Origin of the sequence: Leifsonia sp. NPDC014704 (assembly GCF_043083605.1) — a bacterium.
GTDB lineage: Bacteria > Actinomycetota > Actinomycetes > Actinomycetales > Microbacteriaceae > Leifsonia.
Window position 1 is genome coordinate 1,914,043 of record NZ_JBIBYW010000001.1, and the last position, 15,050, is coordinate 1,929,092.

Annotated in this window: 11 protein-coding genes, 1 tRNA gene, 1 other RNA gene and 1 pseudogene; 3 read left to right on the forward strand and 11 right to left on the reverse strand. The window is 70.4% G+C overall.

Going from position 1 to position 15,050, the window contains the following annotated elements; all coding sequences use genetic code 11:
• Positions 1–7 precede the first annotated feature (7 nt).
• The 6 genes from ACF1AJ_RS09305 to ffs form a co-directional block, all read right to left on the reverse strand.
• The gene (locus tag ACF1AJ_RS09305) at positions 8–1,309 is read right to left on the reverse strand and encodes an acyl-CoA thioesterase/BAAT N-terminal domain-containing protein (protein WP_391507060.1); all 1,302 of its coding nucleotides are present in this window, start codon (positions 1,307–1,309) and stop codon (positions 8–10) included.
• Complete coding sequence (locus tag ACF1AJ_RS09310; protein WP_391507061.1) at positions 1,306–2,667, reverse strand: acyl-CoA thioesterase/BAAT N-terminal domain-containing protein; 1,362 nt, start codon at positions 2,665–2,667, stop codon at positions 1,306–1,308. The genes ACF1AJ_RS09305 and ACF1AJ_RS09310 overlap by 4 nt, the downstream gene beginning before the upstream one ends.
• Before the next feature lie 14 nt (positions 2,668–2,681).
• Complete coding sequence (locus tag ACF1AJ_RS09315; protein ID WP_391507062.1) at positions 2,682–3,884, reverse strand: acetate/propionate family kinase; 1,203 nt, start codon at positions 3,882–3,884, stop codon at positions 2,682–2,684.
• Positions 3,881–6,016 carry a phosphate acetyltransferase gene (gene pta / locus ACF1AJ_RS09320; RefSeq protein WP_391507063.1) on the reverse strand — a complete coding sequence of 712 codons (2,136 nt, stop codon included), beginning with the start codon at positions 6,014–6,016 and terminating at the stop codon, positions 3,881–3,883. The genes ACF1AJ_RS09315 and pta overlap by 4 nt, the downstream gene beginning before the upstream one ends.
• Position 6,017: 1 nt before the next feature.
• Entirely contained in the window at positions 6,018–7,349 is a 1,332-nt protein-coding gene (locus ACF1AJ_RS09325; RefSeq protein WP_391507064.1) for a DUF1254 domain-containing protein, read from the reverse strand.
• 115 nt (positions 7,350–7,464) lie between these two features.
• Positions 7,465–7,561: signal recognition particle sRNA small type (gene ffs, locus ACF1AJ_RS09330), an RNA gene on the reverse strand.
• A 103-nt stretch (positions 7,562–7,664) separates the two neighbouring features.
• On the opposite strand from ffs, the gene ACF1AJ_RS09335 reads away from it, so the two are divergent.
• Positions 7,665–7,752, forward strand: a tRNA-Ser gene (locus tag ACF1AJ_RS09335).
• A gap of 496 nt (positions 7,753–8,248) precedes the next feature.
• On the opposite strand, the pseudogene ACF1AJ_RS09340 reads toward ACF1AJ_RS09335, so the two are convergent.
• Both ACF1AJ_RS09340 and ACF1AJ_RS09345 read right to left on the reverse strand, forming a co-directional pair.
• Positions 8,249–8,404: pseudogene (locus ACF1AJ_RS09340) on the reverse strand (tyrosine-type recombinase/integrase); the annotation flags it as partial.
• Between the two features lie 242 nt (positions 8,405–8,646).
• Positions 8,647–9,687: a zinc-binding alcohol dehydrogenase family protein gene (locus ACF1AJ_RS09345; RefSeq protein ID WP_391507065.1), complete on the reverse strand. Its 1,041-nt coding sequence runs from the start codon at positions 9,685–9,687 to the stop codon at positions 8,647–8,649.
• Positions 9,688–9,797: 110 nt separating this feature from the next.
• Here ACF1AJ_RS09345 and ACF1AJ_RS09350 point away from each other — a divergent pair, with 110 nt between their 5' ends.
• Together ACF1AJ_RS09350 and ACF1AJ_RS09355 are read left to right on the forward strand one after the other, a co-directional pair.
• A complete protein-coding gene (locus ACF1AJ_RS09350) occupies positions 9,798–10,274 on the forward strand; it encodes a hypothetical protein (protein WP_391507066.1) in 477 nt (158 codons plus the stop codon).
• Complete coding sequence (locus ACF1AJ_RS09355; protein ID WP_391507067.1) at positions 10,271–11,437, forward strand: FAD-dependent monooxygenase; 1,167 nt, start codon at positions 10,271–10,273, stop codon at positions 11,435–11,437. The genes ACF1AJ_RS09350 and ACF1AJ_RS09355 overlap by 4 nt, the downstream gene beginning before the upstream one ends.
• A gap of 287 nt (positions 11,438–11,724) precedes the next feature.
• Here the strand turns inward: ACF1AJ_RS09355 and ACF1AJ_RS09360 are convergent, their stop codons facing one another.
• The 3 genes from ACF1AJ_RS09360 to ACF1AJ_RS09370 form a co-directional block, all read right to left on the reverse strand.
• Positions 11,725–12,978: a DUF445 domain-containing protein gene (locus ACF1AJ_RS09360; protein WP_391507461.1), complete on the reverse strand. Its 1,254-nt coding sequence runs from the start codon at positions 12,976–12,978 to the stop codon at positions 11,725–11,727.
• A gap of 125 nt (positions 12,979–13,103) precedes the next feature.
• Positions 13,104–13,625, reverse strand: a complete 522-nt coding sequence (locus ACF1AJ_RS09365; RefSeq protein WP_391507068.1) for a hypothetical protein — start codon at positions 13,623–13,625, stop codon at positions 13,104–13,106.
• A 136-nt stretch (positions 13,626–13,761) separates the two neighbouring features.
• A complete protein-coding gene (locus tag ACF1AJ_RS09370) occupies positions 13,762–14,985 on the reverse strand; it encodes a multidrug effflux MFS transporter (protein WP_391507069.1) in 1,224 nt (407 codons plus the stop codon).
• Between the last annotated feature and the right edge of the window lie 65 nt (positions 14,986–15,050).

The window sequence follows — 15,050 nt, forward strand, 5'->3', positions numbered from 1 at the left end:
GGCCGCCTCATGGCCGCATCGCCCCCGCCAGCTTCGCGATCACGACCTGCCAGAACTGCGCGCGCGCCTGCTCCGTCGCCTGCGCCGTCGCGGGATCCAGGTCGCTCAGTCCGATGGGCAGCAGGGGCGGGGTGGTGATGTCGTGGCCGGCGCCGTCGGCGTAGAGGAAGGCGTCCCCCGGTTCGTCGCCGCGCGCCTGCTCCCCCGCGCGCGTCCAGTCGCACGCCGTGGGCAGCAGCCGGTCGTCGGTGCCGCAGGCGAGCACGAGCGGTCCGCTGATGCGCTGCAGTGCAAGGATGTCGGTGCCCGCGATCGTGCGCTCCGGGTTGGCGCACGGCAGCGCCCTCCCGTGCTGGATGAGCAGCGGGCTGCCGGCGGACGACGTGCACTGGAGCGCCGTCGCCCCGCTCGCGGCGAACGCGCCGTGGACCCGATCCGGGTCGTTCGCGGCGAACCAGAGGGCCAGCGACGAGGCACGACCGGTGCCGTACACGAAGATGCGTCCCTCGTCCACGACGGGAAGGGAGGAGAACCAGGTCAGCACGGCGTCGAACGTCTCGACCGAGAGCGCGGCGGATCCGGGGATACGTCCGGCAGGGACGAACGCCGGAAGCACGACGACCGGGAAACCGGCCGACGCGATCCGGCGCGAGACGAACGCCCCCGACGCTCCCCCGTCGTCTCCGTCGATGACGATGACGCCGGGGCGCAGGTCGACCGGCGTGGGCACGGAGTCGACCAGTGTTCCGACCGACGCGGTCGGCGCGAGGCCGCTGGCCTCCGGGTCGCCGGTGCCGATCAGGTCGCTTCCCAGCAGGTCTCGGCTGATCGTCCCCGCCGAGAGCGGCGCGCGGTGGAGTTCGCCGGAGGCCACCTGGTGTCCCGCCTGCTCCGCCGAGAACCGCACATCGAGGGGGCTGTACACCCACTGCGCCTCCAGCTGCTGCTGGCTGAGCGACGGTCCGGTCAGGCTCCAGAGCAGACCGGAGCTGTCCGGGCGCGGGTAGGGCGCGGCCGTCGGCTCCTGCGACCACAGGCGGACGGTCCCCGTGGGCGGAACCGCGTAGACCGCCCGCGACGACCACGCTCCGGCGTTGGAGCGCGCCCGCGCGGTGAGCACGACCGGCTCGCCCGGCTGCAGCCCGACGACCTGGATGCCGACGGGCTCTGTGATCCCGTCACCGAAGCGGCTGAAGACGAACCGCGCGCCCGCTCCCGGGCCCGTCGCGCAGGCCGAGAGCACGAGGGCCGCGACCGCTGCGACGACCGCGACCCGCAGCAGCCGTCTCACGGGTATGCGCGCGGTCATCCCAGCACCGCCCGGAGCAGGTCGCGGCCGACCGCGTTCCAGAACGCGATGCGAGCCTTCTCGGTCGGCTGGCCACCGACCGCCGGGAGGTCGATCGGCAGACCCGGCGGCACGCTGACGGGATGCGTCGCCCCGTCGGCGTAGATCGTCCTGTCACCGGGGCGCGGCTCTCGGGTGGCCGCCAGGGCGCGCTGCCAGGCGCACGCTGAGGGCAGAGTGATGTCCTGCGTCCCGCACGCCAGGACGACCGGTCCGTCGACGCCGGCGATGGACGGCACCGCGGTGGGGACGACCGTTCCCGCGTCCGAGAGGCAGGGAAGGCCGGACGAGTCCTCGAACACCGGGGCCACCCGTGCCGCCGGCAGGCACAGCAGTGCAGGCGAACCGCCGGCCACGAACAAGCCGTGGATGCGGGAGGGGAAACGGGTCGCCGCCCAGACGGCCAGCTGTTCGGCCGCCCCTGTTCCGTAGAGGTAGACGCGGTCCTGCTCGATATCGGGGCGCTCCGCGAGCCAGTCGAACACGGCCTCTACTGTGGTGTCCGCGACGATGCCGGTCGAGCGGACGCCGTCCGCCGCCGCGGCGACCGGGATGCGCAGCACCGAGGCGCCGAACTGCGCGATCACCGGGGCGACGTAGTCTCCGGACGCGCCCGGCCGCGCGTCGTCGAACATCAGGACCACCGGCGTCTGCGGGTGCTCCAGGCTCGCGGCGCTGTAGAAGGTGGCGAGTGCGACGTCCTCGTGTGTCTGCCGCGGCAGGCGCGGATCGATCGCCGGCCGCAGATCGCGCGTGTAGATCGTGCGCGCCGCCAGGGACGATGCCAGCCCGTCGAGCTCGAACGAACGGGAGGCGACGACCCGGCCCGCGTCGGAGGCCGCGACGGTGACGCGGATGGTGTCCCGCATCCACTGCCGGGCAGCAGCCTCGCCCGACAGCTGCGGTCCGCGCAGCGTCCAGAACAGCCCCGCCGAGTCCGGCTCGGTGAACGGCGCAAGCTGGGGCCGGGCGGACGCGAGATCGAGCGTCCCCGACGCCGGGACCGTGTAGGTCGCCGCGGAGGTCCACGTTCCGTGCGCCGTGGCGAGGCGCGCGGTCAGGCGCAGCCGCGCCCCCGGCTCGGCGCCCACCAGTTCCAGGGGGAAGGGCCACAGCACCGCGCTGTAGCGGACGAGCGGAGAGGTCACGAACCGCGCGCCGGCACCCGCATCCCCTGCGCCGCATCCGACGAGCACGGTGATCGCGACCAGCGCGGAGGCGACAGCGGCCGCGATCCGCGGCAGCAGTCGTGGGCGGCGCGCGGTGGACACGTGTCGCGGCATCCCGTGCCGTTCGCCGTCGCCGCGCCGTCGCCGCATGGCCTCTGCTCCTGTCAGCCCCCGGTGGCTTCCCGGACCGCCGCGAGCGACTGCCGGGAGATCTCGAGTTCTTCGTTCGTGGGCACCACCAGCACGGTCACGGCGGAGTCGTCGGCCGAGATGACCCGCGCGTCGCGCGACGGGCTCGCGTTGCGCTCCGGGTCGAGCCGGATGCCGAGCACCTCCAGCCCGGAGAGCACCTCCGCGCGGAGCGCCGCGTCGTTCTCGCCGACTCCGGCTGTGAAGGTCAGCACGTCGAGGCGTCCGAGCAGCGCGGTGTACGCACCGATGTAGTGCTTGAGGCGGTGAACCGTCACATCCAGCGCGAGCCGCGCAGCCTCATCCCCGCGGCCCGCCGCCTGCCGGACGTCGCGCATGTCGCCTGTGCCGGAGAGGCCGAGGAGCCCGCTCCGGCGGTTCAGCAGCTCGTCGAGGTCGTCCGTCGACAGTTGCGCGCGCCGCGCCAAGTGGATGAGGACGGCGGGGTCGAGGTCGCCCGACCGCGTGCCCATGACGAGGCCCTCCAGCGGGGTCATCCCCATCGACGTCTCCACCGAGCGCCCGCCATCGACCGCGCACGCGGACGCGCCGTTGCCCAGGTGCAGGACGATCTGGCGCAGCTCGCCGAGCGGGCGGTCGAGGATGGCCGCCGCCGTCTCGGAGACGTACTTGTGCGATGTGCCGTGGAAGCCGTACCGCCGCACGCGGTGGCGCTCCGCCAGTTCAGCGTCGATCGCGTACGTGTATGCCTCCGGCGCGAGCGTCTGGTGGAACGCGGTGTCGAACACGGCGACGTGCGGGACGTCCGGGAACGCCTTCTTCGCGGCACGGATGCCCTCGAGATTCGCCGGGTTGTGCAGCGGAGCGAGGTCGGAGAGGTCCTCGATGTTGATCTCGACGAGCGGCGTGACGATCGTCGGCTCGAAGAACCGCTTGCCGCCGTGGACCACGCGATGGCCGACCGCATCCAACGGGTTCTCGTCGAGGCTGGGGCCGTCCGCCGCGAACGCGTCGAGCATGGCGCGGAACCCCGCCGTGTGGTCCGGGATCTCGAGCGTGCGCTCGCTCGTGCCGTTCGGCCCGCGGTGCGTGGTGTGCCCGCTCGACTCGCCGATGCGCTCCACCAGGCCCGAGGCCAGCGACTCTTCGGTCTCGCTGTCGATCAGCTGGTACTTGAACGACGACGAGCCGCTGTTGACGACCAGGACGGCGCTCATGACAGGGCCGCCTGGATCGCGGTGATCGCCACGGTGTTGACGATGTCGTCGACGGTCGCCCCGCGGGACAGGTCGTTGATCGGCTTCCGGAGACCCTGCAGCACCGGGCCGATCGCGACGGCGCCCGCGCTCCGCTGCACCGCCTTGTAGGTATTGTTGCCGGTGTTGAGGTCCGGGAAGATGAACACGGTCGCCCGCCCGGCCACCTCCGATCCGGGCATCTTCGCGGCGCCGACCGCCGCATCCGCCGCCGCGTCGTACTGGATGGGCCCCGCCACCGCGAGCTGCGGCGCGCGCTCCCGTACCAGCTCGGTCGCCGTCCGGACCTTCTCGACATCCGCCCCGGCGCCCGAGTCGCCGGTCGAGTACGACAGCATCGCGACGCGCGGTTCGATCCCGAACTGCTCGGCCGTCCGCGCGGACGAGACAGCGATGTCGGCCAGCTGCTCGGAGGTCGGGTCCGGGATCACGGCGCAGTCCCCGTAGACGAGCACGCGGTCGGCGAGGGCCATCAGGAAGACACTGGACACGACCGAGACGCCCGGGGTCGTCTTGATGATCTCGAAAGCCGGCCGGATGGTGTGCGCCGTCGTGTGCGCGGCGCCGGACACCATCCCGTCGGCGAGCCCCAGGTGCACCATCATCGTGCCGAAGTACGACGTGTCGGTGATCGTGTCGGACGCCTGCTCGATCGTGATGCCCTTGTGCGCGCGCAGCCGGGCGTACTCGGTCGCGAACCGCAGCCGCATCACATCGTCGAACGGGCTGAGCACCTCGGCTCCGGAGAGGTCGAGGCCGAGCTCGATCGCCCGCGACCGCACCTCGAACGGCTCACCGAGGATGGTCAGCTGCGCGACCCCGCGCGCCAGCAGGGTGTGGGCGGCGCGCAGGATGCGGTCGTCCTCCCCCTCGGGCAGCACGATGTGCTTCTTCGCGGCCCTCGCGCGCTCGATCAGGTCGTACTCGAACATCAGCGGCGTGACCACGTCGTGCCGGGAGACGTTGAGGCGCGCGAGAAGTGCGCCCGCATCCACATGCCGTTCGAACAGGGCGAGCGCGGTGTCGTACTTGCGCTGCGAGTCGGCGGCGAGCCGGCCACGCGCGTGCGTGATCCGCACGACCGTGTCGTACGTGTCGAGCCCGGTCCGCACGATCGGCAGCGGCGAGCGCAGACCGGCGAGCAGCCGCTGGATGGGCTCCGGCAGGTCGAACCCGCCGTTGAGGACGATGCCCGCGATCGACGGGAAGGTGCCGGACGCGTTCGCCATCAGCACCGCCAGCAGCACCTCGGTGCGGTCACCCGGCACGACGACGACGGCGCCGTCGACCAGGCGCGGGAGGACGTTGTTCATCGACATCCCGGCGACGACCACTCCCAGCGCCTCGCGGGCCAGCAGCGCCTCCTCGCCGGCGATCAGGGTCGCGCCGGTCTCCTCCATGATGGAGCGGATGCTCGGCGCCACCAGGAACGGGTCCTCCGGGATCGCCCACACCGGCGGGCGGTCCGCACTGCCGGCCGCGACCGCCGCCGCACCGACGACCGATCCGACGGCGGAGACGATCTGCTCCAGCATCCCGTCGTCCGCCCGGTTCGCGATGACGGCGAGCAGGCCGGCGTGCTCGGTGCGCAGCTCGGCGACGGCGATCTCGGCCAGCTGGCGGAGCTCCTCCGGCGAGCGCGGGTCGGCCTGACCGAGGCGCTCCCCGAAGCCCTGGCCGATGCGGCCGCCCAGAACGAGCAGCACCGGCGCGCCGAGGTTCGCCGCGATCCGGGCGTTGTACCCGAGCTCGGTGGGGCTGCCCACGTCCGTGTAGTCGGAGCCGAGGATGACCACGGTGTCGCAGCGCGCCTCCACAGCGCGGAAGCGCTGCACGATCTCGGCGAGGGCCGCGTCTGCGTCGGTGTGGACGTCCTCATACGTCACACCGAGCGCGTCCTCGTAGGAGATGTCCGCCGTGATCCGCTGGAGGAGCAGCTCGAGAACGTAGTCGCGTTCGTCCGTCGACCGCGCGATCGGGCGGAAGACACCCACCCGCTCGACGGAGTGACGCAGGGACTCGAGCACGCCGAGGGCGACGGTCGACTTGCCGGTGTGACCCTCGGCCGAGGTGATGTAGATGGAGCGCGCCACGTCAGCCGATCCGCTCGATCGCCGGGATGCCGTAGCGCTCGTCCAGCACCTCGTCGCCCGGCAGATACAGGCGGAGGATGGGGCGGAAGCGCCCGCTGGGCGCCGGCAGCCAGTTGGCAGCCGCCTTCTCGTCGGTCGGTCGGGTGGCGCTCATCGTGATGGTCAATCCTCCGTCGTCGTCGTACACGAGCCCGCGGGTCCTGTCGCCGACCGAGTAGCGGTCGATCGGGTTGGCGACGAGGTAGTAGTGCGGGAGGTCGTACATGGTCAGCGACCAGAAGGCGCCCACCGGCGGCGTAGGGCTCAGCCGCAGGCGGTAGACGTGCTCGCCGCTGAGCGGTTCGCCGTCGGCATCCTCGTAGGTCATGATGTAGGCCGCTTCGTAGGCGTGGTTGCCCCACAGCCCGCCGAGCGCCGCCGCGGCGCGGTGCGCGTACCGGGTGCGCGGGTCGTGCAGCTTCCACTCGGGCGCGTCGATGGCGCCGAGCTCGAAGAAGTCGAGGTTGTAGTCGAAGACGTGGAGGTTGACCGCCCAATGGTCGGTCAGGGTTCCGGAGGTGCGCAGGGCGGACTCCAGTGCGTCCTTGCCGAGGGCGTACCCGGCGGCGAGCGCCTGGCGCACACCCTCCGGCTGTTCAGCGATCGTGTACGGGCTCACCAGCCCGAGCGGTGCGTACGACTCGAGCGCGGGCCGATCGCGCAGCGCCGGCGGGAACTCCTGCGACCACACGCGCAGCTTCTCGAAGAAGTCGAGTGCCTCGCCCTGTCCGCCGTCCACCGCGGGGACGCCCTGGGGCGGAACGAGCGTCTGGTGGAGTGGCGTCAGCGTGAGTGCGTCCTGCAACGCGTGGACGGCGGGCAGGTCGTCGGCGCCGTCGACCGCCCAGCGTCCGACGATCGTCGCGACGCGTGTGGGGAAGCGGATGGCCGGGAGGCCGGAGGTGTCGGGCGCGACCTCATCGTCGGGCGGAAGCAGCAGGAACTCGCCACCGCCTCCCCCGGTCGCCCGGGTGCCGATGTAGGCGAAGTTGTTGGTCCAGGCGTCCACGAACTGCAGGACGAAATAACGGTCACCGGCAGGCGGAACGCTGAGCCTCACCGGCCCGACCCCCAGATCGACCTGGGCGATCGAGTAGACGGTGTCGTTGTTGATCGAGACGAAGGTGTCATCGGGTCCCGCCAGCTCGCGAGCGTGCCCGAACGAGTTGTACGGCGTCGGAGGAACCGACCCGATGCCCTCCTCCGTGAACCGCACGACCTGCTCCAGGTCGAACACGAGCGGGAAGCCCACCACGTACGCTTCGGTCGCCAGCTCGGTCAGCTGTTCGGTCACTGCGGCACCCCGTCCATCCATCGCTCCACGGGAGACACGAATCATTCTACGGGGTGTAGAAGATCCGGGACTGCTGGCCACAATATACGCGGCGGCGGTGACACACGGCTGGACATGAAAAGACTCCCCACGCACCCGCCAGAGCCCGGTTACCCTTGCTGCGTTTCCGCCCTGGGGGAGTTGGCCTGGATGGCGCCACGTGGGGAGCCAACAACGATTGTAGCGGCTGCGGATGAAGGCCGCGTGCACGAAGCCCTCCGGCGTTCGGGTAAGATACTGGGAGCCGCCGGCCGCGACAGCGAAAGGCGACGACCAGGAGAATTCGCCTAGTGGCCTATGGCGCACGCTTGGAAAGCGTGTTGGGTGCAAGCCCTCGGGGGTTCGAATCCCCCATTCTCCGCCACATGCAAGGATGCGCCGCCCGGTGCGCGCGCAGCGTCCATCCGGGGTTCGAATCCCCCATTCTCCGCCACATGCAAGGATGCGCCGCCGGGTGCGCGCGCAGCGTCCATCCGGGGTTCGAATCCCCCATTCTCCGCCCCATTCAAGGATGCGCCGCCGGGTGCGCGCGCAGGGTCCATCCGGGGTTCGAATCCCCCATTCTCCGCCATTCGGGATGCGCCGCCCGGTGCGCGCGCAGCGTCCATCCGGGGTTCGAATCCCCCATTCTCCGCCACATTCAAGGATGCGCCGCCCGGTGCGCGCGCAGCGTCCATCCGGGGTTCGAATCCCCCATTCTCCGCCGATTTCCCCAGACTACAAAGGGCCCCGACTTCCGCGTGATTACACGGAAGTCGGGGCCTTTGCTGTTTGTTACGGATGCCGAGTCAGCCCTCCGTGCCCACACTTTGCCCAAATTTTTCTGATGCCCACCCTCATTGAGACGCATCGCGACCCTTGTCAAGGTCGTCGTCGAAGAGATCGGCGTAGGTGTCCAGGGTCATCGCAGCGGACTTGTGGCCGAGCATCCTGTGGACGGCTTTGACATTCGCGCCAGAGCTGACGGCCAGGCTCGCAGCGGTGTGCCGGAGGTCGTGAGGAGTGAGGCGTTCGAGCCCGGCTCCGTCGAGCACGGTCAAGCCGGTTTGCGATTCAATCGTGGGCAAAAAATGTGCACACCTGGGAACGGCGATGGTGGATCCGGGCGATCGTTACGCGGCAGGCCCGCTCGCCAGGGTGATGTCGGCCGTGTGAGAGGCGCCGGCGGCGTCGGTCCACGTCAGGCTGATCAACTGGCCCGGGGTGAGCGAGCTCAGCGCTTGGGTCAACGCCTGCGCCGAGGCGATTGGTGCGCCGTTCAGGGCGATGATCGTGTCCCCGCCCGTGAGCCCGGTGCGGCCGCAGGGGCGCCGTCGATCACCCCGGCGATGGGGGACGGTGTGAGCACGATGCGACCGCGAACCTCTCTGTTCTCCAACCGTCGGTGCGCGTCCGCGGCGGCATGCAGCGGAACGGCCTCGACGGGGACGAGAACCTCGCCCGACCGGACGAGCTCCACGGCCCGGGCGGCGAGGGCTTGAACGCGCTCCGGCTCGGCCTCGATCAAGGCGGCGATGTTGAGCCCGACGACTCCGACGTTGTTGAGCCAGATATCGGTGGTCCCCACCATCAACTGATCGGCGTCGGAGGCGTTCCCCACCGCCATCAGCCGCCCGAGCGGTCGTAGCAGGCTCAGGGCCGTCGCCCGGAGCGGGCCGCCGATCGGATCGACGACGACATCGAACCAAGCCTGCGACCCACTCAGGTTCTCGATGAGAACGACGTCGTCGTATCCCAGGGCCCGGGCGTCCTGGATGGACGCGGCGCGTGAGACCGCGCCGACGACCTCTCCGGCGCCCAGCATGTGCGCGACTGCCGGGAAAACGCCAGCCAGACCTCCGGTCGCTCCGAGCACGAGCACCCGTTCGCCCGCACGCAGTCGAGCCGCTTCGCCCAGAGCTGCGAGTGCCGTGACCGTGTTCGGGACGGTCGCCACAGCGGTCTCGGCCTGGATGCCGTCCTCAGGGCCGAGCGGGAGGACGACGTTGACGGGGACGACCACGACCTCGGCATAGCCCGCGGTTCCTGGCCGGCTCATGGTGACGACCCGTTGGCCCGGCACCCATCCGCCGACGCCCAGCCCCACCTCGGCGATACGACCCGCCACCTCGATCCCCGGAATGAACGGGACGCCGACCAGCCCGTTCAAGCCGTCACGGCGGAACAGCACATCGATCAGACCGACGGCGGCGGCTTCGACCCGGACGGTGACCTCCCCGGGCCCTGGCCTCGGCTCCGTCACCTCCGTCAGATGCAGGACCTCCGGCCCGCCATACTGCTCCGCCATGACTGCTCGCATGTGCGATCCCCCCTCTCCGCCGGCTCGATCCTAACGACCGCCGGCCCCTCGACCCGTTGTGCATCCAGTTAGTTCGGAACATACTGAACTTACTGGACTACGGAGGCGGGATGAAGAACGACGAGCGCGTGCTCGAGTGGGTCGAGCGGATGGCGATGTTCTGCGCCGCCGAATACGGGGTCCCTCCGATCGCGGGCCGCATCCTGGGATGGCTGATGATCTGCGACCCCCCGGAGCAGTCCGCCGGGCAGATCGCGGCAGCGATCGGCGCGAGCAAAGCGTCGCTGGCGACCAACATGCGAGTGCTGATGGACGCGCAGTTCGTGCGCCGGCGTACGCGTCCACGCGAGCGGACGAGTTACTACCGCGTGGACGACGACGCCTGGGAGATGGTGATCCGCCGTCGGGTCGCCAGCCTGACGGAGTTCCGTGACATCGCCGCGGACGGTATGACACTGGCCGGAGCCGACGGCGGTCGCGCTGAGCGTCTCCGCGTGGCGCACGACGTCTACGACTGGATGGTCGACCGGTTCACCGATGCTCCGCGACCCACCGAAGGCAGGCCAACGGAGAGGACGAGCAGATGACCCGGAAGGCGATCATCGTCGGTGCCGGAATCGGCGGTCTCGCGGTAGCGGTCGGACTCCGGCGCGCGGGATGGTCGGTGACCGTGCTCGAGCAGGCGCCCGAACTGCAGGAGCTCGGCGCCGGCTGGTCCTTCGCTCCGAACGCTGTGCGGGCGGCGGACGCACTGGGCGTGGGCGAACGGTTCCGAGAGGTCTCGGTGCCGACAGCGGCAGGGTCCACGCTGCGCATCCCGAACGGCGACTACCTGATGCGCTTCCAGCCCGGGCGGGATACGCCCCTTCTGGCCAACCACCGAGCCGACCTGCAACGCGTACTCGCCGACCAGCTCCCCGCGGACGTCGTGCGCACGGGCGCGCGGGTTACCGCCGTCGATCAGTCCGGGCAGACGGCGAGCGTCACCTACGAGACCTCCGCGGGGACGCGAACGGCCGAGGGCGATCTGCTGGTCGGAGCGGACGGCATCCGCAGCGCGGTGCGTCGCGCGGTCTGGCCGGACGCGCCCGGCCCGGTCTTCCAGCGCATCCTGTGCTGGCGGGGCGTGACCGAACCGGGTTTCGCGTGGCCGGACGGCGGTCCAGGAGGCTTCCAGACCTGGGGCCGGGGCGCCCGATTCGGCGCGCATCCGCTCACCGGTGGGCGCGTGTTCTGGTTCCTCACTGTGCGCCAGGAGCAACCCGGGGTGCGGTACGGCGACAATCTCGCCGAGGTACGCCGCCGCGTCGGTGCGTGGCACGACCCGATCCCGGCGCTCCTCACCGCCACGCCGCCGACCGCCGTGCTCTGCCACGACATCTTCGACCTCGACCCCCTGCAGACATTCGTGAACGGGCGCGTCGCTCTGCTCGGTGACGCAGCTCACGCGATGACACCCTTCCTCGCGCAAGGCGCATGCCAGGCGCTGGAGGATGCGACCAGCCTCTCCGCCGAGCTGGACCGCGCCTCCGACCTCCCAGCGGCCTTGGTGCGCTACGACGGCGATCGGCGCGCGCGGACCCAGATGGTTGCGCGGATGGCGAGGCAGGACCCGAAGGTGAGCCTGTCCACCAGCCCGCTGACGTACGGGCTGATGACCCGGCTCACGCGTCTCGTCGGCGGTGGGATCGCGAACCGGAAGGCCGCACGCCTCTGGGAATGGTCTCCACCCATCACGAGCGCATCGTGACTCGATCGAGAGGAGAATGATGCCCTCCAAAGTGCTACCGACGATCATGAGAACCGAAGAGGCGTTTGATACGACAGCGAGGAACCGCATCGCCTTTTGAGATCTGGGCGAATTACTGAGATAACGGGAGATGCGACTTTCGCGGGATTACGCGGACGTAGCCCTCTTTCCAAGTCGCTCTGGGGCCTTGATGGGGGTTCGAATCCCCCATTCTCCGCCATTTGGGATGCGCCACCGTGTGCTCGCAGCGTTCATCCGCGGTTCGGATTCCCGTTCGAGACCAACGCTCAGAGCAGCGCCGAGATACCCGTCGCCACACTGTAGATCGCGAGCCCCGCGAGCGCGCCGACGACCGTGCCGTTGATCCGTATGAACTGCAGGTCGCGGCCGACCTGGGTCTCGATCTTGTCGGTGGTCTCGGCCGCATCCCACGATTGCACCGTCTCGGTGATGACGTGCGAGATGTCGCTGCGGTAGGTCGTCACCAGGTGCAGCGCGGCATCGGTCAGCCGGGTGTTGAGGGATGCCCGCATGTCGTCGTCGGCCAGGACGCGGCGGGCGACGTCGGCGACGAAGGCCTCCGCGCGGCGGCGCAGGTCGCTGTCCTCCTCCGAGAGCGCATCCAGGGCGGCCGTGCGTGCGGCTGACCAGGTGGATGCGGCGAGTTCGCGGATCCGGGGGTCATCGAACGCGCGACCCTTCGCCGCCTCCAGGCGCTCGATGGTCGCCTCGTCGTGCTGCAGCCGGTCGGTCAGCTGGGCGAGGTAGTCGTCGAGCGAGCGGCGGAGGCGGTGGTCGGGGTCGTCGCGCATCTCACGGACGAACCGCCGCGCCTCCGCGTGGAGACGCTCATCGATGACGCGATCCACGAACGACGGCAGCCACGACGGGAGACGCCGCGAGACCACCGGTCCAAACGCTTCCGGATTCGCGGCGAGCCACTCGTCCAGCCGGTCCAGCAGGAGGTCGACCGCCTCATGGTGGCCGCCCGAACTGAGCACACGCTCCCCGAGCCGTCCGAGCGGCGGGCCCCACTCCGGCGCGACGACGTGCGTGCGCACGACCGACTCGATCGCCTCCCGCATCCGGTCGTCGTCGAGCAGCGCGGCGAGCCCGGTCATGCCGCGGAAGGACTCCGCCACCACGCGGCGCGAGTTCTGCGGCTCGGAGAGCCAGTCGGCGACCGCGCCGGCGAGGTCGATGCTCCGCAGCTTGCCGGCGACGACCTCGTCCGAGAGGAAGTTGGTCTCCACGAAATCGCCGAGGGTCGCCCCGATCTCGTCCTTTCGGGTCGGGATGATCGCCGTGTGCGGGATGCGGAGCCCGAGCGGATGCCGGAACAGGGCGGTCACAGCGAACCAGTCCGCCAGCGCTCCCACCATCGCCCCCTCGGCGGCGGCGCGCACGAAGCCGAGCCAGGGGTAACGGTCCTGCAGTGCGAAGGCGACGGCGAACACGACGGCGGCCACAGCGAGCAAGCTTGTCGCGAGCGCCTTCATCCGCCGCAGGGCGAGGCGGCGTTCGGCGTCGGTCGGGAGCATGGCGGTCACGTGAACTCGGCGTCCTGGATGTGCACCTCGAACCTCCCGGGCATGTGGAGTGTGGACGAACTCCACCGTACTCACGCTCCGGCCGACGACACTCCGAGCGGGCCATCGCCGTCTTTCTAGGAGATGCCGTCGTCCTCCGCCACCAATACGCCGTCGCAGAACGCCCGGGTCGGCTGGGGGCGAGCGAAGGATGCGAAGAGCGGGCGCGACTTCTCGATCCGGATGGCGTGGCGCTCCACATTCCCGACCGTGAATTCGAAGGTCCGGCGGAGATGAAGGCTGAAGGTGATGAACTTCTTGATGATCACCGCGCGGTCGACGGCGATCGTCAGCCAGCCCCACATCTGGTCGAACGCGAAGTCCACGACATGCTTCTCGTCCTGGCCGACGGTGAACGAAAGCGTGTGCGTAGTCACGACTTTCCCCGGACGACGCCGCACAGACCGTCGAGAAGGATCGCGGCTCAGTGCGATGAACAGGAAGACCGCCCACGCGATCAAGACGAACGCGACCAGCAACAGCAACCACGCACTCCGGGCACCGTCGGAGTTCAGGAGGAGCCACCCGCCTAGGGCAGCGGCGGCCAGCACCACGAAGGCCCAGGCGCATGCGACCACCGCCGGGCGAGAATCGCTCATGTCGTGATCATAATGACCGTCCGGTTGCGTAGGAGAAAGTGGCCGAAATCTCCGACGGGCCGCGGCGGGGACGGAGATTCGGGGCGTGAGCCGCAGGATCTCCGCTGGGTTCCGGATCTCCGACGGAGGGCCGCGGTCAGGGCGTCTGCACGGACCGGCGGACCAGGAAGACCGTCGCGGCGACGGCGGCCAGAGCGATGGAGACGGTGGTGACCACGCCGAGCGGGAGGATGCTCAACGACCCGGCGACCCCGACGAGCGGAGCGGCCACTCCCCCGAACGCGAACCGCGCGGCTCCGAGCAGGGAAGACGCCGTGCCCGCGATCTGCGGATAGTCCGCGAGCGCCAGCGTCGTCGAGGGCGGGCTCGTGATCGCGGTGCCCGCCGCGAGCAGGAAGAGCGACACGACCACCACCCCCAGCGGCACGGCCGTGAGGCCGGCGAACAGGAGTCCCGCCGCGCCGACACCCGCGACCACGAGGCCGACGATCAGCGTGCCGGTGACGCTCCAGCGCTCGCTGAGCCGTCCGGCCAGGTAGCCGAACACCATGAATCCGGCCGAGTTGAGGCCGAACGCGAGGGCGTAGCCCTGCGGGGAGAGACCGTAGACGCCCTGCAGCACGTAGGTCGCGCCGCTCAGGTACGCGAAGAGCGCGGCGTAGACGAAGCCCTGCGCGACCACCGCACCGACGAACCGGCGGTCGGAGAGCAGCAGCCGGATGTCGCGGCCGATCACCGCGAAGCCGGCCGCCGTGCGAGCGTCCCGGCCGAGGGTCTCCGGGAAGCCGACCGCCACCCACAGGAGGATGACCGCACCGATGACGGCGAGGACCACGAACAGGCCGCGCCAGTCGAGAACGGCGGTCAGAGCCCCACCGAGGAGCGGGCCGACGATCGCGGCGAACCCGCCGATGACGGTCAGCCGTCCGTAGAAGCGGATCAGACGGCCGCCCTCGTAGACGTCCCGGCCGGCGGCCTGGGCGATCACGATGCCGACCCCGCCCGCGAGACCCTGCACCAGCCGGGCGGCGACGAGTATCTCGATGGTCGGACTCACCGCGCACAGCGCCGAGACGACAATGTACGCCGCCACCCCGATCAGCGCCGGTCCGCGCCGTCCGAACCGGTCCGAGAGCGGACCGGCGATCAGCTGCCCCGCGGCCAGGCCGATCAGGCACGCGGTCACGGTCAGCTGCGCCAGCGAGGTCGCCGCGCCGAGCTCGCTCGTCAGTGCGGGCAGCGCAGGAAGGTAGAGGTCCATCGAGATGGGCCCAAACACCGTGAGCACCAGGAGCAGGGTCGCCAGCGGGCGGCCGACGCGCACGCGGGAGACGGAGGGGGAAGTGAGGGAGGCTGTCACGCACTCAAGCACACCGTGATCGGCGCCATCGAGGGAGTCCCTGACGAGAGGTGTACTGGCAGGGC

What these genes read in the sequence shown, in the direction of transcription:
- ACF1AJ_RS09305 (WP_391507060.1), bottom strand. Translation starts at nt 1,309, where the DNA reads ATGACCGCGCGCATACCCGTGAGACGGCTGCTGCGGGTCGCGGTCGTC.
- ACF1AJ_RS09310 (WP_391507061.1), bottom strand. Translation starts at nt 2,667, where the DNA reads ATGCGGCGACGGCGCGGCGACGGCGAACGGCACGGGATGCCGCGACAC.
- ACF1AJ_RS09315 (WP_391507062.1), bottom strand. Translation starts at nt 3,884, where the DNA reads ATGAGCGCCGTCCTGGTCGTCAACAGCGGCTCGTCGTCGTTCAAGTAC.
- ACF1AJ_RS09345 (WP_391507065.1), bottom strand. Translation starts at nt 9,687, where the DNA reads ATGCGAGCAGTCATGGCGGAGCAGTATGGCGGGCCGGAGGTCCTGCAT.
- ACF1AJ_RS09350 (WP_391507066.1), top strand. Translation starts at nt 9,798, where the DNA reads ATGAAGAACGACGAGCGCGTGCTCGAGTGGGTCGAGCGGATGGCGATG.
- ACF1AJ_RS09355 (WP_391507067.1), top strand. Translation starts at nt 10,271, where the DNA reads ATGACCCGGAAGGCGATCATCGTCGGTGCCGGAATCGGCGGTCTCGCG.
- ACF1AJ_RS09360 (WP_391507461.1), bottom strand. Translation starts at nt 12,978, where the DNA reads ATGCTCCCGACCGACGCCGAACGCCGCCTCGCCCTGCGGCGGATGAAG.
- ACF1AJ_RS09365 (WP_391507068.1), bottom strand. Translation starts at nt 13,625, where the DNA reads ATGAGCGATTCTCGCCCGGCGGTGGTCGCATGCGCCTGGGCCTTCGTG.